Genomic DNA, 22846 nt, shown 5'->3' with positions numbered 1-22846 from the left:
CCCGGCGGCACACACGAGGAGCAACGATGCGCTTTCAGGTACTGGGCCCGGTGCGGATGTCCCCGCGCACCCCGACGGCGGCCAAACCCCGCGTGGTCCTGGCGACCCTGCTGGTGAAGAACAACAGCGTCGTCTCCGCGCACAGCCTGATCGACGAACTGTGGGGGACGACGCCGCCGCGCACCGCGTCGACGACGCTGCAGGTCTACGTGTCGCATCTGCGCAAGGCGCTCGCGGGCGCCGAGGACGGGCCGGGCGGCGGGCCGCTGGTGACGCAGCCGCCGGGCTATGTGATGCGGGTGGCGCCCGACGAACTCGACCTCCTCGTGTTCGAGTCGCTGCGCTCGCGGGGACGGGCCGCGTTCGACGAGCGGGACTACGCACGCGCGTCGCGTCTGCTGGGCCAGTCCCTGGGGCTGTGGCGGGGCCCGGCCCTGTCCGGCATCCCGCACGGGCCCTCGCTGCAGTCCACGGCGATCCGCCTGGACGAACTGCGCTCGGAGACACTGGAGCAGCGGATCGGCGCCGACCTGAAACTGGGCCGCCACCGCGAACTGATCGGCGAACTGATGGCGCTGGCCCATGAGTTCCCGATGCGCGAGAGCCTGCACGGCCTGCTCATGGTGGCCCTGTACCGGGCGGGGCGGCAGTCGGACGCCGTCCAGGCCTACCACCGGGTGCGGCGCACCCTGGTGGATGAGCTCGGCGTCGAGCCGGACGCCTCGCTCAAGCGCATCCTGGCCCGGGTGCTCGCCTCGGATCCGGCGCTGGCCTGGCGCCCGGCCGAAAGCGCGCCGAAGACGCCCGCGCCGGCGGACCGTTCGGCCCCCGGGCCCGCCGCTCCCCCGCCGGCCGACCCCCCGCCACCGTTGTGGCTGCCGCCGCCGCTGGCCGACTTCACAGGCCGCGCCGACGAGCTCGCCCACGGGGCCCAGCTGCTCACAGCGGCGTCGGCGCCGCGCATCCTGGCCATCTCCGGGCGGCCCGGTGTGGGCAAGACCGCCCTGGCGGTCCAACTGGCCCGTCAGGTCCAGGGCTTCGCCGCGGGCCGGATCCTGGTGCACCTGCGGGATGCGGCGGGGCGGGCGCTGACCGCCGAGGCCGCGGTGGCGGCGCTGCTGCGCCGTCTGCTGCCCGCGGGCCCCGCGGGGCCCGCGGTCCTCCCCTCGGACCTCGGCGAGCTGACCGATCTGCTCCAGCACGCCACGCGCAGCGGTGCGTTGCTGCTCGTCCTCGACGACGCGGTGTCGGAGGCCCAGATACGGCCGCTGCTGACCGCGGTGCCGGACGCGGCGGTCGTGGTCACCGGCCACCGTCCGCTGGCCGCCCTGGAACACGCGCGGCACCTCGTACTCGACGCGCTCGGCCAGCAGGAGGCCGAGTCGCTGCTGCTCGCCACCGGCGGGCCCCGGATGGCTCAGGACCCGGCGGCGGTGGCCCGCATCGCCCGGCTGTGCGGGCGCCTGCCGCTGGCGCTGCGGGTCGCGGCCGGCGGCACGGCGGTGCAGCCGCACTGGACCGCGGCCGGACTCGCGCGCCGCCTGGCCGACGAACGCACCCGGCTCTCCGCGCTCTGCCTCGGCGACCTCGACGTCCGCAGCAGCCTGCTCACGGCCTACCACGAGGTGTCGGAGGCGGGCCGGCGCGCGTTTCGCCGGCTGGGGCTCGCGCCGCTGCCCGACTTCCCGCCGTGGGCCGCGCAGTCGCTGCTGGGCACGTCGCCGAAGGCCACCGAGGAACTCCTGTACGCCCTGGTCCGCGCCCAACTCCTCGACGTACGGCAGGAGTCGCCCGCCGCCGACGGAGCCGTCCGGTACACGTATCACACGCTGCTGCGGTCGCTGGCCCTGGACATGCTGGACGAGGTCGACGGCGAGGACACCGTGACCGAGACCGTCGGCAGGCTCGGCCGCGCATACCTGCTGCGCGCCCGGGCGGCCGACGCCCGCCTGACGCCCGGACGGGACCGGCTGGCCGGGATGCTGGAGACCGCCCCCGCCGACCTGCCGGAAGGCGACCGGGCGGTGGCCACTCCCCTGCGCTGGTTCAAGGAGGAGTCGGCGGGTCTGCTGGAGATGGTGCGACGGCTGCACCGGGCCGGGCTGTGGGACCTGACCTGCGCACTGGCCTCGGCGACGAGCGGCTACTACGAGGCGTGCGGGGTGTGGGAGGACTGGCGGGCCGGTCATGAGCTGGCGGTCGACGCGGCCCGCCGCGCGGGCGACGCGCTGGCGGAGGCGACGCTGCTGCGTTCGCTGGGTGATCTGGCCTGGCAGCGCAGGGACGCCGCCCGGGCGGTGGACTGCCACCGGCACGCGGCCCGGCTGTTCGCGCTGAGCGACGACGGCGTCGGGGCAGCCCGCTGCGCCACCGGGGAGGCCGATGTGCTGCTCGAGCAGGGCGAGTTCCAGCGGGCCGACGCGCTGTACCGGCGGGCGTTGGACCTGGCGCGGGTGGAGGGCGACACCCGGGGGTGCGCGGAGGCCGAGCGCGGTCTGGCACTCACCGCGCTCCTGGCGGGCCGGCCCGCCGACTGCCTGGCCGCGCTGGCCGCGTGCGCGAGCGCGGCGAGCGCGCTGGGCGACGCCCGCTGGCACGGCTACGCCCGGCGCTTCGCCGAGCATGTCCGCGCCGCACGCGGTGCGGCCCCCGCCGGCTGGCCGCACCTGGAAGTGCGGCCCGGCGTATGGCTGATGAGCGAGGCCGGCGCCGGATGAGCCCATGCGGCGGCCCCGTCGCGTCCGCGGGGACGTGACGGGGCCGTGTGCCGCTGAGGTGTCCTGCGCTCAGGCCGGGCGCAGCGCGCGCAGCGTGGCCGGGTCGAGATCGGCGACGCCGGGGTGGCGGGGCGCGGGGCGGCGGTTGCGGAGCATCTGGCGCCACTGCTCGGGGCTGAAGCTGGCCGGTTCGGTCGTGCCGATGAAGTCGCGCAGCACCGACACGAACCGATCGGGGTCGCTGCGGAACGGGAAGTGCCCCGCCTTCTCGAAGATCTCCAGGCGGCTGCCCGGCATCGACACGTGCCCCAGGCCCCCGTGCAGGGCCGGGACGACCCGGTCGCGGCCGCCCCAGACCAGCATGGTGGGCATGCCCTGCGCCAGATAGCACCGGTCGAGCATGGTGCCGACCTGGCCCCGCCAGTCCACGACGGCCCGCAGGGTGCGCACGAAGGCGTTGCGGGAGGTGGCGTCGGGCAGGGCGTCCACCACCCGCAGCAGGTCGGGCGCGTCGACGGCGAGATCGGTGCCCAGCCACTGCAGGATTTTGACGGCGGCGCCCACCTGCCAGCGCATCGTGGGCAGGTGCAGCATCTGCAGGGCAAGTTCGGCGCCGGGCAGCGAGGCGGCCCGCAGCAGCGGGGTGACGTGCCGGCCGACGCCGCCGGTGCCGACCAGGACCAGGCGCTCGCACCGTTCGGGGAACTGGTAGGCGAACTGCATGGCGACCGCGCCGCCGAGCGAGTGCCCCACGATGGTGGCCCGTTCCACGCCGAGCACGCTGAGCAGGTCCCGCATGCCGTTGGCGTAGGCGGCCAGGGAGTAGTCGGCCCGCGGCTTGTCGGAGTGCCCGTGCCCGAGCAGGTCGGGGGCGATGACACGGTGGCTCCTGGCCAGGCCGGGCATGATGTCCCGCCAGGTGTCGGAGGAGTCCCCGATGCCGTGGATCAGCAGGACGGCGTCGCCCTTGCCGGCCATCCGAAAGGCCCGGCGGTAGCCGTGCACCGTGCGGTAGCGCAGCCGGATGCCCGGGCCGCTGGGGCCGCGGGGCACGTACTGAACGGACAGGGGCACCGACGTCATGCCCGCTCACGCCGCCCGTGACGGCTGGTGTGGCCCGGCCGGCCGTCGGTGGGATACGGCGCCGGCGCGGGCCGGTGCCGGGTGGTCGTCAGGTCGCTCTCGATCACACCGAGCGAGGCGAGCGACTGCCAGGGGGGCACGGTCTTGGTGGTGGCCCTGGGGGCGGGTCCATCGGTCATGGCTTGCGTCTCCTCGGCTCGTGTTCGGGGTCAGGGGTACGAAAGGGCCCTCGTGGGTCGGTGGCGGCGGCCGGCCAGCCGGGAGAGCAGCAGCTGGGACAACAGCCAGCGCCGCATCGCCCCGAGGTGGCCGGGCGAGCCGTGCACATCGTCGAACGTCTTCACCCGCACATCGGGCAGCACGGCCAGCAGCTCGCGCTCTGCGGCCGGGATGATCTCGTCGCGGGCGCTGGCGACGTACCGCACCGGCACGCGGACCTGCCGCAGCCGGTCCGCGTCCAGGGCGTGGGCGGGCAGCGCGGACCACAAAGCGTCGTGGTCGCGGGCCCCCGTCAGGCGGCACAGCGTGTCGAGCGTGATCCGCGGGATCCGGGGCCGCCAGCCGGTGTCGGTGAAGAAGGCGCCGACGGGGGCGCCCACGGTCAGCACGCGCCGGATGCGCGGGTCCTCGGCGGCGGCGCCCAGCGCGAGATGGCCGCTGAAGCTGAGGGCGAGCAGGGAGGTGTCGGCGACGTGCGCCCGGTCGGCCAGCCGGTCGAGCAGATGCGACAGCAGCTCCCCGGAGTCGGGCCGGTAGGTCAGGGTGTTCTCGCCGACGCCGGGGAACTCCGTGACCACGGCGGCGAATCCGAGCCGCCCCAGCAGCGGCAGCAGGGGCGCCCACTGTTCCTTGACGCTGACGATGCCCCCCATGACGATGAGCAGCGGGCGCCGCCCGGCCGGGCGCAGCCCGGTGGCCCAGCAGGCCAGCGTGCCGTCCTGGAAGGGGAGTTCGAGGCGTTCGATGCCGCGGCCGCGCCGCCACTTGTCGAAGCTCTCCACGCCGAGCCGGCCGGCGGCCGCACGCACCGGGTCCCCGTGGTAGGGGAAGCGGGCGAGGGCGAAGTGGGCGCAGGCCTGCAGGTGACGTCCGCGCAGCGCGGCGGCCTGACCGGCCCGGGTCCAGGTGAGGGCCCACGACTGGGCATCGCCGCGCCGGTCGTTGGTGATCCGGGACAGGACGCGGGCGGCCGTGTCCGGCGCCATGCCCTGCCCGCGGGCGTGCAGGAGGGCGAACTCCTTGAGCTCCGAGAGGCGATGTTCCGTCAGGTGCTGGTGATCCATGTCGGCTCCCCGCTGTGTGCGCTCAGTGTCCGGGCCGCCGCTTGCGGGCCGGTTGTACGGCCGGCCCCGGCGGCGGCTCACCACCAGTCGTCGCTGCCGCGGTGCACGTCCTCCTCGGCGCCGAGCGCCTCGGACAGGGCATCGACGATGCCCGCGTCGAGCATGGTGTGCGCCTGGGTGTCGGTGGTGACGCCGAAGCCGGAGTCCCCCACGGCCACGCTGACCGTGTACCGGTCGAGCAGGGCGTAGGTGCGAAAGGACCATTCGCTGCCGGTGCCCGGCGTCCCGTCCGGGCGGCGCACCTCGGTGGGTGTGCCGTCGGTCTCGAACCCGAAGTCGGTGAACCGGAACTGCAGGCCGAGGCCGATGGCCTTGCTGTAGGCCTCTTTGAGCGTCCACAGCCGCACCATCGCCGGGTCCCGGTCCGCGGCCGGCATCGCCTCGATCCGTTCGGCCTCGTGGGGGGTGCACAGGTGCCGTCCGAGCCCTGCGCCGTAGAGCGTGCGGTCGGCGCGTTCGGCGTCCACCCCGATGACCGCGCCGGTGGCCAGCCCGACGAGCAGCAGGTCCTCGGTGTGGCTGAGGCTGATCTGGACGCCGTCGTAGCCGTGCAGGTACGGACGGCCCGAGGGGGTGTAGCCCAACTCCACCGCCTGCGGCGGCACATGCAGCGCGGCGCCGGCGGCGAATTTCAGCAGCACCCGCGAGGAGGCGAAGCGGGTGCGCACCTGCGGGTGTGTCAGGTCCAGGTAGCGGGCCCAGTCCCGGCCCAGCAGCGCGCGCAGCCGCGGCCCGCCGGCCCGTTCGGGCCGCCAGTCGTCCAGGCGGGCGTAGAGCAGCGCGGTGGCGTGCGTGGCGAGGTCACGCCGGACGGCGTTCCAGTCCCCGCGTGGCCCGGTGATCAGGATCGGCTCGCCGAACGTCCGGCTCGGGGAGGGTTTCCCTGGAGCCGTCATCGAAGTCCTCCATGGTCTGCCGGAGATCGTCGAGCAGGTCGGCGGCGGCCGCCCCGTCGATCACCCGGTGGTCGAAAGTGAGCCCGAGTCGCATGATCGGCGCCGTCACGACGTGCCCGTCCCGCACGACGGCGCGGTCCAGGACCCGTCCCGCGCAGAGGGTGACCGCGGTGCCGCCTGCGGAGTGGAAGCCGTCGACGGAGCCGTGGCCCAGGGAGCTGACCGAGACGGTGCCGAAGACCTGCGGGCGGCGGCGCGGGATGCGCAGGGCCGCCGCGAAGACGGCCCGGCCCAGCGGGACGGGCAGCCGTCCGAGCATCCGCACCCCGTCGAACTCCGGCAGTACGGCGCTGTGCGGGCCCCGGTAGCGGTCCACCCGCTGCTGCACCTGGTCGAGGGAGAGCTGTTCCAGTCGGGCCACCAGGGCGGACAGCACGGTGCGTTCTCCGCCCACGGTGCGGTCCAGGGCCAGTTTCGCGGTCACCGAGTCGAACCGCAGGGTCCGGGGGCGGCGCAGGAGCGACGGCCAGCCGGGCGCCATGACCGCGTTGGCCTCGGGGTGGCGGGCCAGGGCGCGTCCGGTCGCGTGCAGCAGGTAGCTGACGACGGAGTAGCGGGTGCCGGCGGCGCGGGCGGCGGCCCGGTGTGCCTGGATCCGGGTCATGTCGATCTCGGTGTCCAGGTGTACGGGCCGCTGCGCGGCCGCCCACTCCAGGAAGTACAGGGTGTGGCGGCGGCGGTGTTCGGGGTGGGGCCGCGGCGCGGGCGTCATGCGGGGACCGCCAGTTCGTAGAACTGGCGCAGGCTGCGCGCTTCCAGGACGCGGCCGACGGGGACGGTGCGGCCGGTGGCCCCCTCCACCGCGGTGACGAGTTTGAGCAGGTGAAGCGAGTCCCACTCGGGCAGTTCGTCGAAGTCGGCGGCGACCTGCTGGTCGGTGACGGGCAGGCCCAGTTCGTCGCGGACGGTGGTGACGAAGTCGGCCAGGCTGTAGGCGGGGTGGGGGGTGGTCATATCTTCTCCAGGGCGAAGCCGGCTTTGATCCACTTGCTGGACTCGATGGCGACGGCGAGCGCCTTCTGGCCGTCCGACATCTTCTCCAGGAGCCGCTCGATCTGCAGGAAGGGCAGCGCGTTGCCGTTGTTGCCGGTGTCGGCGACGCAGGAGATCTCGACGGCCGTGGGCACGTTGAGCTGTTCGGTGATCTTGCGGGTCATGCGGCCGGACAGCTGCGGCGGCAGGATGTAGTCCACCTCCTGCCGGCTCCAGTCGAGTTCGCCGAGCAGCTCCCACAGGATCTCCACGGCCATCACCGGGACGTGTTCCTCGATGGCCTTGTAGTCCTCGGTGAGGGCCTGCCGGTCGTCGTGACGGTCGGCGAGACCGAACCATTCGATGACCTGGCCGGGCGTGCGGCCCAGGCCGGTGAAGCGGTTGAGGACGTGGCGCAGCACCACGCGGGCGCCGCGCGGCTCGTCGGTGAGGACGGCGGCGCCCGCGCCGTCGCCGAACAGCACGAAGTTGACCAGGTCGCTGGGGGCCGCCTTGGTGAGGTCCCGGTCGACGTCGAGGTGCTTGCTGCACACGTCGCCGCCGATGACCAGGCCGGTGCGGTACTCGCCGGACGCGATGAGGGTGCGGCCCAGGCTGAGTGCCTGCACCGCACCGGCGCAGCCGGACTGCAGCTGGAACGTGGGCACTTGGTCGAGGCCGAGCAGGTCGACGACGTTGTTGACGGTGGCGGGCATCAGGGTGTCCGGGGTGGCGGTGCCCAGGACGACGAAGTCGAGGTCGCCCGGGTCCACGTCGGCGGCGGCGAGGGCGCGTTCGGCCGCCTGCGCGCACAGGTCGGCCAGCGACCAGCGCACCGTGCCGGTCTTCAGGTCCCGGGCGAAGTGCCGGGTCCTGGTGCCGATGAACATCTCGATCCATTCCTCGTTCGCGCCCAGCACCCGGGCCAGCTCGGCATTGTCGACCGGGTCGCCGGGCAGGGCCGTGCCGACGGAGGCGAGGTGGACCTCGGGGGCGTGCGGATGGTCGCTCATGCTGTCCTCTCCTGGGTGCTGTCGGGCGCAGGCGCGCAGTACTCCCGCAAGAACGCCACGAGGTCACCGACCGACGCCAGGCGGGGCAGCAGGTCCTGCACCGTCAGGGCCGCGAGCGCGGGCAGGCGTTCCTCCAGGCGCTTTTTGAGCTCCATGACCATCACGGAGTCGAAGCCCAGGTCCTCATAGAGCCGCAGCAGCGGGCCGAGTTCGGAGACCTCGTAGCCGCCGACCTGTGCGAGGGCGGTGAGGGCGGTCTCGGTGACCGGGTCGGTCGGCGCGGGGCGTTCCAGGACGAGCACCGCGCTGTCCTGGGCGCTCGGGGCCGGCGGGGCGGGCGCGGCGGGCGCGGCGGGCGGCGCCGCGCCGGGGCGGCGGGCCGGGCCTTGGGTCCAGTACCGGTGCTCGTCGTTGAAGGCGTACGGGCCCAGCCGGTACGGCCTTTGGTCGCGGGCCGGGTAGAGGGTGTCCCAGCGCGGGTCCAGGCCGCCCCGGTACAGCTCGGCCACGGTGTCCGCCAGGTCCTGGCCGCCGGAGTCCGCTGCGCGCACCGGCGCGGTGGCCACCGGCCGAATCCCGCCGGCCGGCGGGGGCAGTCTGCGGGTCAGCGAGGACAGCAGCGGCGACGGTCCGACCTCCACGGTGTGGCTGGGCGCGGCCGCCCCCGCCGCGGTGAACGCGTCGGCGAACAGCACCGGGCGGCGGATGTGCGCCACCCAGTAGTCGGCGTCCATCGCCTCGCCGTCCAGGAGCCTGCCGTGCAGCGTGGAGTACAGCGGCAGCTGCGGCACTGCCCCGCCGACCTCGCGGGCGATCTCGGCGAAGTCGTCCAGCATGGGGTCCATCAGGGGCGAGTGGAAGGCGTGCGAGACGCGCAGCATCCGGGTGCGCAGGTGGTCTCGTTCGCAGCTCTGGGCCACCCGGTTAAGCGCCGTCGTGGTGCCGGACAACACCGTGGCGCGCGGCCCGTTGACGACGGCGACGGTGACCTCCGGCTCGTCCTGGAGGTGCGCGGCGAGTTCGTCGCGGCCGGCCAGGACCGCCAGCATGCCGCCGCCGTCGGGCAGTTGCTGCATCAGCGCGCCCCGGGCGGTGATCAGCCGCGCGGCCGCGTCCAGCGGGAAGACGCCGGCCAGGCAGGCCGCCGCGTACTCGCCGACGCTGTGGCCGAGCAGCAGACTGGGCTGCACGCCCAGTTCCTGCAGCGTGCGGCCCAGTGCATAGCCCACGGCGAACAGGGCGGGCTGGGCCCACCGCGTCAGGTGCACCGACTCCTCCCCGCTCAACACGAGGTCGCGCACCGAGCGCCCGGTGTGCGGCCGCAGCGCGCCGTCGGCCTCGTCGAGGAAGTGCCGGTACAGCGGTGCGTCCTGGTAGAGGCCGGCCGTCATCCGCGGGTACTGCGAGCCCTGCCCGGTGAACAGGAACGCGGTGCGCGGGGTGGTGCCGGCCTGTCCGGTGAGTGCGGCGCACAGCGCCGGGTCGGCGGCCGCGGCCCGCAGCCGCTGCACCAGCGTGGCGGTGTCCGGGGCGCTGATGGCGAAGCGGTGCCGGTGCCCGGACTTGACGCGGTGGGAGGTCCAGCCCACGGGCCCGACGGGGGCCCGTCGGGCGCCCAGCGCGTCGGCCTGGGCGTGCAGGTTGCGGCGCAGGGCCTGCGGGCTGGGGGCGGTCAGGGTGTACAGCGCATGGCCGATCCCCCGGGGCCGGTCGTCCTCGGCGGCCGTGGGGCGCGCGGCCGGCGCGGACTCCAGGACGGCGTGCGCGTTGGTGCCCCCCATGCCGAAGCTGCTGAGTCCGGCCACGCTGGTGCCGCGGGGCAGCCGCAGCGGGGCCTTGAGCAGCCGCAGCCCTTTGCCGCGCAGGTCGAGCCGCTCGTTCTCGTCGGCCGCGAACCGGCTCGCGGGCACGATGCGGTGGTGCAGGGACAGGGCCACCTTGATGAGTCCGGCGATGCCGGCCGCGCCCTCTGTGTGCCCGAAGTTGCCCTTGACCGAGCCGAGGGCCATGGGCCGTGCGGCGCGCCCGGCGTGGTGGTGGCCCAGGGCGGAGACCTCCATCATGTCGCCGAGCACGGTGCCGGTGCCGTGCCCTTCGGTGAAGTCCACTTGGTCCGGTGCGATGCCGGCCCTGCGGTAGGCGGCGCCGATGACCTCCTGCTGGGACCAGCGGTTGGGCGCGGTGATGCCGTTGCTGCGGCCGTCCTGGTTGACGGCGCTGCCCCGGATGACGGCATACACCTGCTGGCCGTCGGCGAGCGCGTCCTTGAGGCGGCGCAGTACGACGGCGCCGACGCCTTCGCCGCGGCCGATGCCGTCGGCGGCGGCGCTGAACGGCTTGCACCGGCCGTCCGGCGCGGACAGTCCGGCCTGGTTGTAGAAGATGGACAGGGCGGGGGTGAGTGCCACGTTGACGCCTGCCGCGATGGCGTAGTCGCACTCGCCGGACAGCAGGGCGTTGCCGGCCAGGTGCACGGCGACGAGCGAGGAGGAGCAGGCGGTGTCCACGGCGAGGCTCGGGCCCTTGAGGTCCAGGTGGTAGGAGACCCGGTTGGCCGTCATGCAGTAGCCGTTGCCGGAGCCGACCTGGGCGCTGACCCGGTCGTAGTCGGTGAGGTGCAGTTGGGCCCATTCGTTGCCCATGATGCCGACGTAGACGCCGGTGGAGGTGCCGGCGAGGTGCTTGGGGGCGATTCCCGCGTCCTCGACGGCGCGCCAGGCGCACTGCAGCAGCAGCCGCTGCTGGGGGTCCATGGCCGCCGCCTCGCGGGGTGAGATGGTGAAGAATTCGTTGTCGAAGGCGTCCGGGGCGTCGATGAATCCGCCCTCGGTGGTGTTGGCGCGTCCTTGCGCCGGGGTCGGCGAGTGGAAGTCCGCGGCGTCCCAGCGCTGTGCGGGCACGTTGCGGATCCCGTCGCCGGAGCGCATCAGCAGTTCCCAGTAGGCGTGCGCGTCGGGCGCCCCGGGGAACCTGCAGTCGAGGCCGACGATGGCGATCTGGTCCATCAGTTGCCCGCCGGCTCGGCCAGGCTCTGGGCCAGGTGGGCGGCCAGGGCCTGGACCGTCGGGTAGTCCCAGGCGACCGTCGGTTCCAGGATCAGGTCGAAGTCCTCCTCGATGTCGCCGCACAGGCTGAGGGCGGCGACGGAGTCGAGGCCGTACTCGGCCAGCGGCACGCTCGGGTCGATCTCCTGAGGCCTGCGCTTGAGGTAGAGGGCGATGCGGTCGGACAGCCACGCGGTCAGTTCTTCGGTGGTGCGTCCGGCGGTGGGAACGGACATTCTGCGCTCCTCGGAAGGGTTCCTCGGTCGGTCAACTCGGCTGGCCACAGGGGTGGTTCAACCCGCCAGCGGGGTGTTGTAGAGGTCGTAGCTGCGGGCGTTGCGGAAGCGGCGCAGCACCTCGTCGTGCAGCTGCGTCTCGCAGGTGTCCGGCAGCTCGGGCAGGGCGTGGCCAAGGCGTCGGCCCAGGCGGTGCAGGGCCGCGGCGAGCCAGGCCGAGTCGGCGAGAAAGTCGTCCTGGCCGCCCTGGGCCTGCTGCCATACGCCGATCACCGAGGCGGCGGCGAGCAGTACCGCGTAGCGGTCGGCGAGGGCGAAGGTGGCCGGGCTGGCCAGGGCGGTGCGGTCCTGCGGGGCAAGGTCCAGGCTCTGCTCCTGGATCTGGCGCAGTTCGTCCATGAGGTGCAGCGCGGCGCCGTGCGCCGCCCGCTCCTGGGGGCTGGAGCTGGGCAGTTGGTCGACGGCGGCGACCAGGGAGGCGCTCAGGCCGTCCCGGCCGCTGGCGAGGGTGAGCCGGTCGAAGGAGACCTCGGGCAGGTCCTCGCGCAGCCGGAACAGGCCGGCGGGTGCCGGGTCGTCCTTGAACCAGGACCGGCGGGCGAGCCGGGACAGCTGCGGGATGATGGTGGCCTGGCAGGCGGCGGAGCCTGCGTGCCCGAGGCTGAGCACCGGCAGATCGCGCACGTGCTTCTGGAAGATCCCGAACTCGCCCTCGCGGGTGTAGAACCGGGCCCCCAGCACGATCGAGAGGTCGTACATGGCGTCGGTGAGCATCTTGGGGACCAGGTACTTGACCACGGCCGCGTAGACGCTGGTCTCCTCGGGCAGGACGTGGACGGCGCGGGTCGCGGCCAGCGAGAGGCTGTCGCAGATCAGCAGGTCGACGAAGGTCGTCGACAGGGTCGCCTTGGCGTGCGGGATGTCCATCACCGACTTGCGGTACAGCTGCCGGCCCAGGGCGAAGCCGGTGACGGTGCGCAGGGCGGTGTCGGTGGCGCCCAGGGCCATGCCGGGCACCGCGCTGCGGGTCACCTGGAAGGCGCGCAGGGCCAGTTCGACGCCTTTGCCCTCCTCGCCGACGAGCGCCGAGGCGGGCACCGGGCAGTCCGTGAAGTCCAGGCCCGACAGGTGGCAGCCGCGCACACCGACCGCGTCGTAGCGGGGCAGGACCTGGAACCGGTCGGGGTCCAGGGTGTCGCGCTCGGCCAGGACGACGGAGTGGCTGCGGCTGCCGGGGGCCGGGCTGGTCCGGCTGAACAGCACCCAGGCCGCGGCCCGGTCGGCGTTGTTGATGACCTGCTTGGCGCCGCTGAGGAGGTAGCCGCCGTCCACCGGGCGGGCGTGGAACTCATTGCGCACGAAGTCGTTGCCGTGCGCGAGTTCGTGGTAGGCCACCGACACTTTCTTGCCGTCGAGCAGCAGTTCGGCGAGGCGTCGTTGCTGCTGTTCGGTACCGGAGCTCCACACGTTGACGGCCGCCATGAAGGAGGTGACGCCGTAGCCGAGGCCGAGGGCGATGTCGCGGCGGAAGACCTGGCGCATCACCCGCACCAGCGTGTCGATCCGCTCCAGGCGCCCGCCGTGGTTGACCGGCACGAACTCGGCGTTCAGGGCCAGCTCGTCGAGGGCGTGTTCGCCCGGTTCGGACAGCTGCGCGCGTTCGTCGTCGGCGAGCAGTGCCGCGTACGAGATCTCGCCGCGCGCGTCGGTGGGGTCTCCCAGGCGCTGTTCCAGCTCGGCGATGCGGGCGGCAACCCGGCCTTCCTGGCCGCCGGGCGGGCGGGGTGGCGGTGGTGGGGCGGACGCTCCGTGCGGCCCTGTGGCCGCGGTACCGATCAGCATGGCGTCCTCTCCGTTGCGTGCGGTGTCGCGTCGGCCACCGGCTCGGCCGGTGCCCCGGGCAGTCGGTGGGGGTACAGCGAGAACAGTTCGCCTGCACGCCGGGCGGTGATCATGTGCTCGAGCAGTGCGTCGTAGGCCGCGTCGGCTGTGCCGCCGCCTGCGCCGAGGCGGTCCAGGATCCGGTCGAGGGCCGCGTGCAGCCACAGCCCGTCCCGCCACAGCGGTGCGGTGGTGGTGTCGGCGAACTGCGGCGCGCTGTGCATCCACAGGCCGAGGCAGACGGACGCGGCATGGCACAGGGCGTAGCGGCGGGCTGTTTCGAAGGCGGCGGGCGGCACGTCCCCGACGAGTCCCTGCCACTGCTCCATCTCCTGGTGGACCCGGTCGGTGACGTCCGCGACGGCCCGGGCCGCCGCGGCGGCCGGGGCCAGCGCGGGCTGTGCGCGGGCCTGCTCCTCCAGGTGGGTCACGCACGGCCCGAGGCCGGCCAGGACGCCGCTGCCGCGGCGTGCCACCAGCGACAGCCGGAGCGGGTCGAGCCGGGGCAGCGGCGTGGACAGGTCGTAGGCGGCCGTGGCGGCGGATGCGTCTGCGGTGCCGCGCCGGTATCCGCGGACCAGGGAACGGAACTGGTTGACCAGGGAGTTGAGGTTCACCAGCGTGTTGCCGTCGAACATGCCGACGATGCGGTGATCACGCTCGATCTTCTGGAAGGTGCCGTGCGCGTGCACCCCTTTGAGGAAGGCGCGGGCGCCGAGCACCCGGGTGAGCCGGGAGAGCACGTCCTCGGTGCCGCTGGGCAGCAGGTACTTGGTGACGGCCGCGGTCACGCTCATCTCGTCGGTCTGGGTGTGCACCAGGCGGGCAGCGGCCGTGCCCAGCGCCTCGTGCAGCAGCACGTCGGCGGCAGCGGTGCCCAGGACCCGGCGGGCCTGGGGCAGTTCGACCAGGCGGCGGCCGTACAGCTCGCGCTCGCACGCGAAGTCCAGGGCGATGCGCAGGCCGTGGTCGGCGGCGCCCAGGGACAGTGCGGCGCACATGGTCCGGGTGAGCTGCAGCGCCTTGAGGACGATCTCCAGGCCCGCGCCCTGGGTGCCGACGAGTGCGGAGGCATCGACGGCCGCGCCGTGGAAGGCGATGCCGGAGATGTCCGCGCCGCGGATGCCGTGGGTGCGCACCTTGGGCAGATGGCGGTAGGTGGCCGGGTCCAGTGCGCGCTTGTCGACGAGCAGGACGCTGAAGCCGCGCGGTCCCCCGGCCGGGTCGGTGCGGGTGAGCAGGGACAGCAGGCTGCCTCGGGTCGCGTTGTTGATCAGCCATTTCTCGCCGTCGACCAGCCAGCCGTGCGCGCCGGGCGTGCCGCGTACCTCGCCGGCGAGCAGGTCGCTGCCGTGGGCGCGCTCGGTCAGGCCGAGCGAGACGGGCACCCCGGCGCGGATGTCCGCGCCGAGCGCGGCGGCCTGCTCGGGGCTGCCGGCCAGCCAGACGCAGATGCCGCCCAGGTAGGTCTTGCCGTGCCCGATGGCCACGGTCAGGTCGCGGCGGGCGAGGGTGCGCATGACCTGGAGCAGTGTCGCGTAGTCGGTGAGTTGGCCGCCGTGTTCGACCGGTACGTAGTGCGCGGGCAGTCCCCAGTCGTCCAGGCGGCGGCAGATGTCGGCCGGGAAGGCCTCCTCGTCGTCGAGGTCGACGCACCGCGCGTAGGAGAACCAGCCGCCGGGGTCTTCGGGGTCGCCGAGGAACGCGTCGAGTTCCTCGGCGGGGGTCCCTGTGGGCTCGGCCATGTCAGGCCGTCACGGCCAGGGCCGGGCCGGCGGCGTCGGCGACGATCTTTCGGACGGCCGGCTCCAGCACCTCGTACAGGGGGGTGAGTTCGCCTTGCAGGAACCGCTTGCGCATCAAGGTGCGCTGGATCTTCCCGCTGGTGGTCTTGCGGATGGTGCCGGGCCGGACCAGGAGCACGTTGCCGGCCGGGACGTTGAGCTGCTGTCCGATGCGGCTCTGGATGGTCGTGGCCAGGGTGCGCAGGTCGCCGTTGACGGCGCTGATCCTGACTTCCTGCACCACCACGAGGTGCTCGCGGTCGGTCTCGACGGTGAACACCGCGCCGGAGCCCACGCCCAGGGCCTTGTCGGTGGCCTGCACCGCCCGCTCGACGTCCTGCGGGTAGAGGTTGCGCCCGTTGAAGATGATCAGTTCCTTGAGGCGGCCGGTGACGTAGAGTTCGCCGCCGTCCAGGGCGCCGAGGTCGCCCGTGCGCAGCCAGCCGCCCGCGTCCTGGCCGCCGGCGCCGTCGGCGAGGTGTGCGTCGAAGATCTCCACGTTGGTCAGCGGGCGCTTCCAGTAGCCGCTGGCCACGCTGTCGCCCTTGACCCAGATCTCGCCCACCGAGCCCTCGGGGCGTTCGGTGCGGCTGTCGGGGTCGACGATCTTCACTGTGAAGTCGTGGATGATGCCGCTGCTGACCAGTTCCCGGCGCGGCTGGTGGGCCACCGGGTCGGTGAGCGTGCCCTGTTCGAGGGCGGCCGCGTCGATGGTGCGCACCGCGGGGCGGCGGCCCTTGGGGGTGCCGGAGACGAGCAGGGTGGTCTCGGCCATGCCGTAGCAGGGGAAGAACGACTCGGGCTTGAAGCCGGCGGGGGCGAAGCGCTGGGTGAACGCCTCGATGGTCTCGCGGCGAATCGGTTCTGCGCCGTTGGCGGCGCTCACCCAGGTGGACAAATCCAGTTCGGCCAGCTGCTCGTCGGTGACCCGCCGCACGCACAGGTCGAACGCGAAGTTGGGGCCGCCGCCGATGGTGACGCCGTAGTCGCCGATGGACTTCAGCCAGCGGTGCGGGCGGCGCAGGAAGGACGTCGGGGAGAGCAGTACGGCGGAGCCGCCGATGTACAGCGGGTGCAGGATGTGCCCGATGAGGCCCATGTCGTGGTAGAAGGGCAGCCACCCGCCGAACCGGGTCTGGTGGTCGGTTCCGGCGGCGTGGTGGATCGCGGCCTCGTTGGCGAGCAGGTTGCGGTGCGAGACCATGACGCCCTTGGGGTCGCTGGTCGAGCCGGAGGTGTACTGCAGGAACGCGAGGTGTTCGGGGGTGAGGTCGGGCACCCGGTAGGCGTCGGCGTCGGCGTAGTCTGTGCCGTCGGTCGCCAGGCAGCGCACGTCGGTGTGGCCTTCGGAGGCGAGCCAGGCGGCTATCTCGGGTGCGTTCGCCGCGTCGGTCAGCACCGCGCACACCTGGGCGTCGCGCAGGATGCCGGACACCCGGGTGAAGTGCTGGCCCTGCTCGGTCGGCAGCGGGGCGGGCACGGCCACGGATCCGGCGTACAGGCAGCCGGTGAACGCCTTGATGAAGTCGGTGCCGGAGGGGTACAGCAGCAGCACCTGGCCGCCCGCGGCGCCGTTGGCCTGCAGCCAGGAGGCGATCCGCCGGGCGTCCTGGTCGAGTCCGGCGTACGACAGGTGCTCGGGGACCGAGCCGTTGGCGTCGTCCGGCAGGAAGATGAAGGCGTCCTGGGCACTGCGTTCGGCCGCACGGTCCAACACCAGTTCCGTGAAGGTTCGGAAGCTTGTCAACGTCTTTGCCTGACCTCTCCGAGATCCGCAGGCGTGCTGCCGGCGAGGGCTGTCTGGGACGGGTTCGAGCCTCGCCCGCCGCGCTAAGGCGCCGCTTGTGCTGGCCGGCCGGGCGATCCGGCGCCGGCGCCCTCTCCTTCTTCGGGGGGGCAGGCGACTGCCGCCCGCCAAAGGGGGGGGTGGCGGGCGGCAGTCGGCGTGCGCCGCACGCCTTCGAAAGGGGTGCGGCTCCCGGCTCCGCCGGATCGGCCGGGCCCCTGGCGCGGCGGGGGATGGTGCCGCGCCGGGACGGTGCCGGCCCCGGGGCCGGAGCCGGGAGGTCTGCCGGGTAGGCGGGATACGACGGGGGGTGCCGGGCGGCGTCACCGCTGCGGTGCGGCGGGCGGGAAGGTGGCGTGGAGTGTGACGTGGCCGGGCGGCGGCGGCAGCCGGGTGAGGTCGTGGCGGAAGTCGAGGGCGCCGTCGTCGCCGGTGTGCACGGTCGCGAAGCCGAGCGCGGGGTACAGGTCGCGGACCTTGCCGTTCTTGGCGGTGGGCCGGTAGGCGGCGGTGACGGCCGGTGTCGCGGTGGCGTGGGCGTGGGCCAGCAGCGCGGCCAGGGCGGCCTGTTCGATGCCGCGGGCGAAGACACGGCAGCTGAGCAGGACGTTGTCCAGGTGCAGGGCGTGGGGGCCGTACTCGGCGAACACCGCGCCGACCAGTCCGTTGTCGCCGAAGCGGTCCGCGGAGCGGATGGTCAGGACCAGATGGTGCGGTGAGTCCACCCGGGCCCGCACCGCGTCGCCGTCCAGCCGGTGGGTGGTGAGGTTGAACTGGTTGGTGCGCAGGGTGAGCTGGGAGAGGCGGGGCACATCCGCCGCGGTCGCCGGGTGGAGGGTGACGTGCACGTCCAGGGCGTTGAGGTAGTCCTCCATCGAGGCGGCGCCGTCCAGCAGGTGCAGGCGGTCGGCGTCGGCCCGGTACTGGCCGGCCCGGCTGCGGTCCGCCTCGGTCAGTTCGGCCACGTCGAACCAGCCGTCGGCGAGCAGCCGGTCGATGTGCAGGGCGGGTTCCTCGTCGAGGCGGACCACGGCGATCTCGGGCAGGGAGGTGGTGACGAGGCCGCATTCGAAGGGCGAGTCGTCGACGAACACGAAACTGTCCGTGCCGAGGTTGAGCCGGGCGGCCATGTCCCGCAGGTTGCCGTCCTTGGGCTGCCAGTTGGCGGTGATCCGGACGAAGTCCTGCGGCCGCAGCACCATGTCGGGGTGGTCGGCCAGGACACGGTGCACGGGTTCCTGGTCGTTCTTGCTGCACACGCCGAGCAGCACGCCCTGGGAGCCCAGCTGGCGCACCACCTTCTGGAAGGCGCCGAAGGCCTCGCCGCGGTAGGTTCCGGCGACGGCGATGCCGTCGGGGCCGTCGTCGCCGAGGATGCCGTCCCACAGGGTGTGGTCCAGGTCGACGACGAGCACTTTCTTGGTGCGGCCGCGCAGCGTCCGGGCCAGGTGGGCGATCTCGCGGGCGTAGCGGGCGAGGAGTTCGGTGCCGAGGTGTTCCTTGGTGTAGAGGGCGAGCCTGCTGTCGCGGGCCGGGCCGGACTGCGCGATCAGCGGGTCGAGGTCGACCACGTGCACCCGGGGGTGGTCCAGTGCGATGCGCAGCAGCTGGGTGTTGAACTGACGCCACAGCAGCGACAGTTCGGTGCGCGAGCGGTGGTCGATGAGCTGGCGCAGGTGCCCGGGCAGCAGCGGCAGGGTGTTGAGCACGAGGGTGCCCGAGGCCTCGCGCAGGTAGCGCTCGACGAGCTGTTCGATCAGTTCCCCTGTGGCCGCGACCGCGTCGGCGACGTCCGAGACCCGCCAGGGCTGCGGGAGTTCGTCGAAGACGAGCTGGGCGTCGAGCACGACCAGCGACAGCTCGGTGTCGGCGGCGTACAGCGGCCCCGTGGTGTCCTGCAGTTCGCGGCGCCAGCCGTCGTAGTCGCCGTGGACGGCGCGCAGCGGGATGCCGTGGCGGGCCAGTTCGGCGGTGAGCGGGCCGGTGAGCGCGTCCAGCGTGCCATGTCCCGACACGGTGAGGTTCAGCGGCCGGGCCTCGGGGTGCGCGGCGTGGATGCGGTCCGGGTCGGTCCGGGCGAGCAGCCGGCCGGCGCGGGAAAGGTCGGCCACGGCCGTGGGCTGCTGGGCGAGGGCGGCCAACAGGGCGCCCAGCGCCGGGAATTCCTCGGCGAACCGTTGCTGGGCGTGCAGGGTGTGGATGCGCTCCAGCGCCTCGGCACGGTCGGCGGGAGCGGGCCTGGTCGTCGCGGGTGCGCTCACGGGCTCTTCCTCACTTTGCTGCTGGCTTGTCTGACGGTCGGCGAGCGCCGCGGCGCTCAGGCCGCGGCCCTGCGCCGGTGCCCGGGGGTGGTGCTGAGGCGGTGCCAGGTACGGCGGCGCAGTCGGCGGCCGGCCACCCGGTACAGCAGGCGGACGGGTGCGGGCAGGCGCCGCAGGAACTCCTGGCGGTGCTTGTTCCCGGCGGCCTCGCCCAGCGCGGCGAGCATGTACAGGCGGTGTGCTGGGGGCACGGCGGCCCGGCCGCGTGCGCTCAGCTGCGCCCACTGCGCCGCGGTGAACCGGCCCGGCACCAGCGGCAGGATGTGCCGTTCCTCGTCGCCCAGGTGTTCTTCCAGGGCGGGCAGCAGCACGGTGCAGGCGTGCGCCACCTGCGCGGTGAGGTCCGGTTCGGCCCCGGCGGCCCACTGCGGCAGGGCGCGGTGCAGGCGGGCGAGGGCGGCGGCGATGTGCTCGTGCTGTTCCTCCATGCGGGCCACCACTGCCGCATCGAGGGCCGGATCGGCCGCGAGCCGGGGCCACAGCAGCTCGTCCTCGGCGCGGTGATGCTCCGTCAGCATCTGGCCGAGCGCGCCCAGATGGCCGGCGACGACCGCGGCACGCGCGGTGTCGCCGGCACGGACGGCACGCACCAGCGCCACCGCGGCCGTGTACTCCTGGAGGAACAGGCGGTGCACGAGCACCATCTCCGCGGTGTCCGGCGCGCCCGGTGCGTGGTCGGCCGCCATCGTTCCCCCTGTGGCCTGCGTGGTCGGTCGGTTGCCGCCGGATCCTGTCCGGCCGGCCTTAAGCGGTTCTTGCGCCGGGCCCTGTGCCGCGCCGTCTGCCGGCGCGGCCGGGGCGCGGGGGGGCGGCCGGGGCGTGGGGGGGCGGCCGGCTCGTCTCCCGGGCGCCGGGGACGGGCCGGCCGCAAGGGCGGCGGGCTGCTGCGCCGTGGGACCGCCACCGTGCTGCTGCGCCGCGGGGGCGACGGCGGGCGCGGGGCTTTTTGGGTGCAGGCGTGCTGCCGGGTGAATCCCGGGGGGGGTGGGCGCAAGGGGTGCTTTAGGCGGGCTGCGCAGGCTCGCGGTGACCATCACGTCCGTGGAGAGGCAGTGGCGATGGCAGCGGCGGTGCAAGCACAGGTCTGTGTGGTGGGAGGGGGGCCCGCGGGACTCACCCTCGCGCTGGAGCTGGCGCGAAGGTCGGTGTCCGTGGTCGTGGTGGAGCAGAGCGGGCGCTTCGACCGGTCGTTTCGCGGCGAGTCCATCTCCCCCGATTCCGTCTGGCTCCTGGAGCGGATGGGGATCCTCAAGGGGCTGCGCGAGCAGACCCTCACGACCCGCCGGATGGAGATCACCGACCAGGGCCGTGTGGTGCTGCGTGCGGACTTCGCCGACTACGACCGGGCCTGCCCGTTCCCGATGGAGCTGCCGCAGCCGCCGCTGCTGGAGGCGCTGGCCGCCCAGGGCGCGCAGCTGCCCGGGTTCCGGCTGCTGCGCCGTACGACCGCCACGGCGCTGCTGCGCGAGGAATCGACCATCACCGGGGTGCGCTGCAAGGGCCCGGACGGCGAGTTCGAGATCGCGGCGGCGCTGACGGTGGCGGCCGACGGCCGGTTCAGCAAGATCCGTGAGATGTCGGGGCTGCGGTATGAAAAGCAGCCGCTGGAGCGGGACTTCGTCTGGTTCAAGGTGCCCCGGCCCGAGGTGTGGGACGGCCACACCTACCGTGTGCGGATCCGCGGCGCCCGGCACGGATTGTTCATCCCCACCGTCCCCGACCTCGTACGGGTCGGTTTCAACATCCCCAAGGGCGGCCTGAAGGAGCTGCGGGCGCAGGGCGTGGGCGCGCTGCACGCGCGGATGGACGAGCTGGCGCCGGAGCTCTCCGCGCAGGTGCGCGCGGCGGTCACCACATGGTCGGACACGTCCATGCTGGACATTTTCACCACGGTGGTGCCCCGCTGGTCACGGCCGGGCCTGGTGCTCATCGGGGATGCCGCACACACCCTGACGCCGGTGCTCGGCCAGGGCGTCAACCACGCCATCACGGACGCGGCGGTGCTGGCCCGTCTGGTGGCCCCGGCGCTGGGGGCGCAGGACCGGGCGGCCGCGCTGGGCCGGGCGACCCGCCGCTTCCAGCAGGAGCGCGAGGCGCCGGTGGCCCGGGCCAGGGCGCTGCAGCTGCGCCAGGAACGGGCGTTCGCGCTGTCCGCTCCGCTGCCGGTGCTGCTGCGCCGCTGCGCCTACCGCCTGGTCAATGCGAGCGCCCCGCTCAAGCGGCGGATTCTCGCCGGTATCTACTACCCGCTCCAGGACGCGGACCGCATCCGCCCCTTCGACGTCGCCCCGGTGCCGAGCACGCCGGCCGGTGTCTGAACCGTTGCGAGCCGTGCCCGCAGACCTCGACGAACGCGAAGGACAGGACTCCCCGATGACGATCAGCCCCGATGCGGCCGACACCGCGCAGCCGAGCGGCCCGGCCCCCCTCGCCTACCCCTTCGAGCAGCCGCCCGGGCTCGCCCAGTGCCCGATGTATGCGCACCTGCGCGCCACGGAACCGGTCGCGCGGGTGCTGATGCCCAGCGGCGACCAGGCGTTCCTGCTCACCCGCTATGAGGACGTGCGCACCGCCCTGTCGGATCCCCGGTTCAGCCGGGCGGCGACGCTGGAGCCCGGGGCGCCCCGGCTCGCCGCGGCGCCGCAGAACTTCAAAAGCCTGCTCAACATGGATCCGCCCGAGCACACCCGGGTGCGCAAGCTGGTCTCGCGCGAGTTCACCGCCCGCAGGGTGGCGGCGCTGCGCCCGCGGATCCAGGAGCACACCGACGCCCTGCTGGAGGCCATGGCGAAGCAGGAGCCGCCGGTGGACCTGGTGCCCGCGTTGGCCTTTCAGCTGCCGGTCACCGTCATCTGCGAGCTGCTCGGCGTCCCCTTTGAGGACCGGGACGAATTCGCGGCGTGGTCGCGGGTGTTCCTCGCCACCACCGCCGTGTCCAAGGAGGAGATGCTCGCCGCGCAGCTCGCCCTGCGCACGTATCTGGCGAACCTGGTGGCGGCCAAGCGCGAGCAGCCCGGCGATGACCTGCTGTCGGCGCTGGTCTCCATCCACGACGAGGACGGCGACCGGCTGCAGGAGGAGGAGCTGATCTTCCTGGGCATCAGTTTGCTGGTGGCCGGGCACGAGACCACGGTCAACCAGATCGCCAACAGTGTGGTGGCGCTGCTGACCCACCCCGAGCAGCTGCAGCAACTGCGCCGGCAGCCGGAGCTGATCAACGCCGCGGTGGAGGAGCTGCTGCGGCTGCACCCGCCGGGCAACGAGGCGCTGCTGCGCATCACTCTGGAGGACGTCGAGCTGAGCGGCGTGACGATTCCCCGGGGCAGCGCCGTGCTGCCGAGTCTGAGTTCCGCCAACCGCGATGTCCGCCAGTACGACCACCCCGACACGGTCGATTTCGACCGCCCGAGCAACCCGCACTTCGCCTTCAGCCACGGCACCCACTACTGCATCGGCTCGGGCCTGGCCCGCGCGGAGCTGCAGATCGCCATCGGCTCGCTGATCGCCCGCTTCCCGACGCTGCGCCTGGCCGTTGCGGAGGAGGAACTGCGGCGCCCCGAGGGCATGCTGGTACACGGCATCGCCTCCCTGCCCGTGACCTGGTGACCCCACACCGCCCGAGAGCCGGGTCACCGGCGGCCGGGCGATCTGATGGTCTGGCGGACCGCGGACCGCGGACCGCGGACTGCGGACTGCGGACTGCGGACTGC

General features: G+C 73.5%; 17 protein-coding genes. 3 read left to right on the top strand and 14 right to left on the bottom strand.

The window, feature by feature from the left end; translation table 11 throughout:
* Positions 1-26: 26 nt before the first annotated feature.
* Positions 27-2717 (top strand): AfsR/SARP family transcriptional regulator, encoded by a 2691-nt coding sequence (locus tag BLT97_RS35175; RefSeq protein WP_093617764.1) that lies wholly within the window; start codon positions 27-29, stop codon positions 2715-2717.
* Between the two features lie 69 nt (positions 2718-2786).
* On the opposite strand, the gene BLT97_RS35170 is transcribed toward BLT97_RS35175, so the two are convergent.
* The 14 genes from BLT97_RS35170 to BLT97_RS35105 form a co-directional block, all read right to left on the bottom strand.
* Entirely contained in the window at positions 2787-3800 is a 1014-nt protein-coding gene (locus BLT97_RS35170; RefSeq protein ID WP_093617762.1) for an alpha/beta fold hydrolase, read from the bottom strand.
* On the bottom strand, positions 3797-3979 hold the full coding sequence (locus tag BLT97_RS35165; RefSeq protein WP_093617760.1) for a hypothetical protein: 183 nt from the start codon (positions 3977-3979) through the stop codon (positions 3797-3799). Before BLT97_RS35165 ends, BLT97_RS35170 begins: the two co-directional genes overlap by 4 nt.
* Before the next feature lie 30 nt (positions 3980-4009).
* Positions 4010-5083, bottom strand: coding sequence for an alpha/beta fold hydrolase (locus tag BLT97_RS35160; protein ID WP_093617758.1), 1074 nt, complete (start codon positions 5081-5083; stop codon positions 4010-4012).
* A gap of 77 nt (positions 5084-5160) precedes the next feature.
* Positions 5161-6039, bottom strand: coding sequence for a 4'-phosphopantetheinyl transferase family protein (locus BLT97_RS35155; RefSeq protein WP_176954005.1), 879 nt, complete (start codon positions 6037-6039; stop codon positions 5161-5163).
* Positions 5945-6811, bottom strand: coding sequence for a 2-oxo acid dehydrogenase subunit E2 (locus BLT97_RS35150; protein ID WP_093617756.1), 867 nt, complete (start codon positions 6809-6811; stop codon positions 5945-5947). Before BLT97_RS35150 ends, BLT97_RS35155 begins: the two co-directional genes overlap by 95 nt.
* Positions 6808-7053 carry an acyl carrier protein gene (locus BLT97_RS35145; protein WP_093617754.1) on the bottom strand — a complete coding sequence of 82 codons (246 nt, stop codon included), beginning with the start codon at positions 7051-7053 and terminating at the stop codon, positions 6808-6810. The genes BLT97_RS35150 and BLT97_RS35145 overlap by 4 nt, the downstream gene beginning before the upstream one ends.
* Entirely contained in the window at positions 7050-8084 is a 1035-nt protein-coding gene (locus BLT97_RS35140) for a 3-oxoacyl-ACP synthase III family protein (protein ID WP_093617752.1), read from the bottom strand. The genes BLT97_RS35145 and BLT97_RS35140 overlap by 4 nt, the downstream gene beginning before the upstream one ends.
* Positions 8081-11089: a type I polyketide synthase gene (locus tag BLT97_RS35135; protein ID WP_093617750.1), complete on the bottom strand. Its 3009-nt coding sequence runs from the start codon at positions 11087-11089 to the stop codon at positions 8081-8083. Before BLT97_RS35135 ends, BLT97_RS35140 begins: the two co-directional genes overlap by 4 nt.
* Complete coding sequence (locus BLT97_RS35130; RefSeq protein ID WP_093617748.1) at positions 11089-11364, bottom strand: acyl carrier protein; 276 nt, start codon at positions 11362-11364, stop codon at positions 11089-11091. The genes BLT97_RS35135 and BLT97_RS35130 overlap by 1 nt, the downstream gene beginning before the upstream one ends.
* Before the next feature lie 57 nt (positions 11365-11421).
* Positions 11422-13206, bottom strand: a complete 1785-nt coding sequence (locus BLT97_RS35125; RefSeq protein ID WP_093617746.1) for an acyl-CoA dehydrogenase family protein — start codon at positions 13204-13206, stop codon at positions 11422-11424.
* The gene (locus tag BLT97_RS39035; protein WP_093617744.1) at positions 13200-14990 is read right to left on the bottom strand and encodes an acyl-CoA dehydrogenase family protein; all 1791 of its coding nucleotides are present in this window, start codon (positions 14988-14990) and stop codon (positions 13200-13202) included. Before BLT97_RS39035 ends, BLT97_RS35125 begins: the two co-directional genes overlap by 7 nt.
* A gap of 1 nt (position 14991) precedes the next feature.
* On the bottom strand, positions 14992-16776 hold the full coding sequence (locus tag BLT97_RS39030; RefSeq protein WP_093617742.1) for a fatty acyl-AMP ligase: 1785 nt from the start codon (positions 16774-16776) through the stop codon (positions 14992-14994).
* Between the two features lie 362 nt (positions 16777-17138).
* Entirely contained in the window at positions 17139-19076 is a 1938-nt protein-coding gene (locus tag BLT97_RS35110) for an HAD-IIIC family phosphatase (protein ID WP_245769723.1), read from the bottom strand.
* A 56-nt stretch (positions 19077-19132) separates the two neighbouring features.
* Positions 19133-19822 (bottom strand): hemerythrin domain-containing protein, encoded by a 690-nt coding sequence (locus BLT97_RS35105; RefSeq protein ID WP_093617740.1) that lies wholly within the window; start codon positions 19820-19822, stop codon positions 19133-19135.
* A 372-nt stretch (positions 19823-20194) separates the two neighbouring features.
* Here BLT97_RS35105 and BLT97_RS35100 point away from each other — a divergent pair, with 372 nt between their 5' ends.
* Together BLT97_RS35100 and BLT97_RS35095 are read left to right on the top strand one after the other, a co-directional pair.
* Positions 20195-21454, top strand: a complete 1260-nt coding sequence (locus tag BLT97_RS35100; protein ID WP_176954004.1) for an FAD-dependent oxidoreductase — start codon at positions 20195-20197, stop codon at positions 21452-21454.
* Positions 21455-21467: 13 nt separating this feature from the next.
* Positions 21468-22742, top strand: coding sequence for a cytochrome P450 (locus BLT97_RS35095; RefSeq protein ID WP_245769722.1), 1275 nt, complete (start codon positions 21468-21470; stop codon positions 22740-22742).
* Positions 22743-22846: the final 104 nt, after the last annotated feature.

Origin of the sequence: Streptomyces indicus, assembly GCF_900100315.1 — a bacterium.
Taxonomy (GTDB): Bacteria; Actinomycetota; Actinomycetes; order Streptomycetales; family Streptomycetaceae; genus Streptomyces; species Streptomyces indicus.
Note: the sequence above shows the minus strand (reverse complement) of the source record. Positions and strands in the feature narration are given on the sequence as shown.

Bases quoted from the DNA above. Each gene is read 5' to 3' on its own strand.
- BLT97_RS35145 (WP_093617754.1), bottom strand. From the start codon at position 7,053: ATGACCACCCCCCACCCCGCCTACAGCCTGGCCGACTTCGTCACCACC.
- BLT97_RS35125 (WP_093617746.1), bottom strand. From the start codon at position 13,206: ATGCTGATCGGTACCGCGGCCACAGGGCCGCACGGAGCGTCCGCCCCA.
- BLT97_RS35140 (WP_093617752.1), bottom strand. From the start codon at position 8,084: ATGAGCGACCATCCGCACGCCCCCGAGGTCCACCTCGCCTCCGTCGGC.
- BLT97_RS35135 (WP_093617750.1), bottom strand. From the start codon at position 11,089: ATGGACCAGATCGCCATCGTCGGCCTCGACTGCAGGTTCCCCGGGGCG.
- BLT97_RS35165 (WP_093617760.1), bottom strand. From the start codon at position 3,979: ATGACCGATGGACCCGCCCCCAGGGCCACCACCAAGACCGTGCCCCCC.
- BLT97_RS35155 (WP_176954005.1), bottom strand. From the start codon at position 6,039: ATGACGGCTCCAGGGAAACCCTCCCCGAGCCGGACGTTCGGCGAGCCG.
- BLT97_RS39035 (WP_093617744.1), bottom strand. From the start codon at position 14,990: ATGGCCGAGCCCACAGGGACCCCCGCCGAGGAACTCGACGCGTTCCTC.
- BLT97_RS35170 (WP_093617762.1), bottom strand. From the start codon at position 3,800: ATGACGTCGGTGCCCCTGTCCGTTCAGTACGTGCCCCGCGGCCCCAGC.
- BLT97_RS35130 (WP_093617748.1), bottom strand. From the start codon at position 11,364: ATGTCCGTTCCCACCGCCGGACGCACCACCGAAGAACTGACCGCGTGG.
- BLT97_RS35150 (WP_093617756.1), bottom strand. From the start codon at position 6,811: ATGACGCCCGCGCCGCGGCCCCACCCCGAACACCGCCGCCGCCACACC.
- BLT97_RS35160 (WP_093617758.1), bottom strand. From the start codon at position 5,083: ATGGATCACCAGCACCTGACGGAACATCGCCTCTCGGAGCTCAAGGAG.
- BLT97_RS35100 (WP_176954004.1), top strand. From the start codon at position 20,195: ATGGCAGCGGCGGTGCAAGCACAGGTCTGTGTGGTGGGAGGGGGGCCC.
- BLT97_RS35175 (WP_093617764.1), top strand. From the start codon at position 27: ATGCGCTTTCAGGTACTGGGCCCGGTGCGGATGTCCCCGCGCACCCCG.
- BLT97_RS35105 (WP_093617740.1), bottom strand. From the start codon at position 19,822: ATGGCGGCCGACCACGCACCGGGCGCGCCGGACACCGCGGAGATGGTG.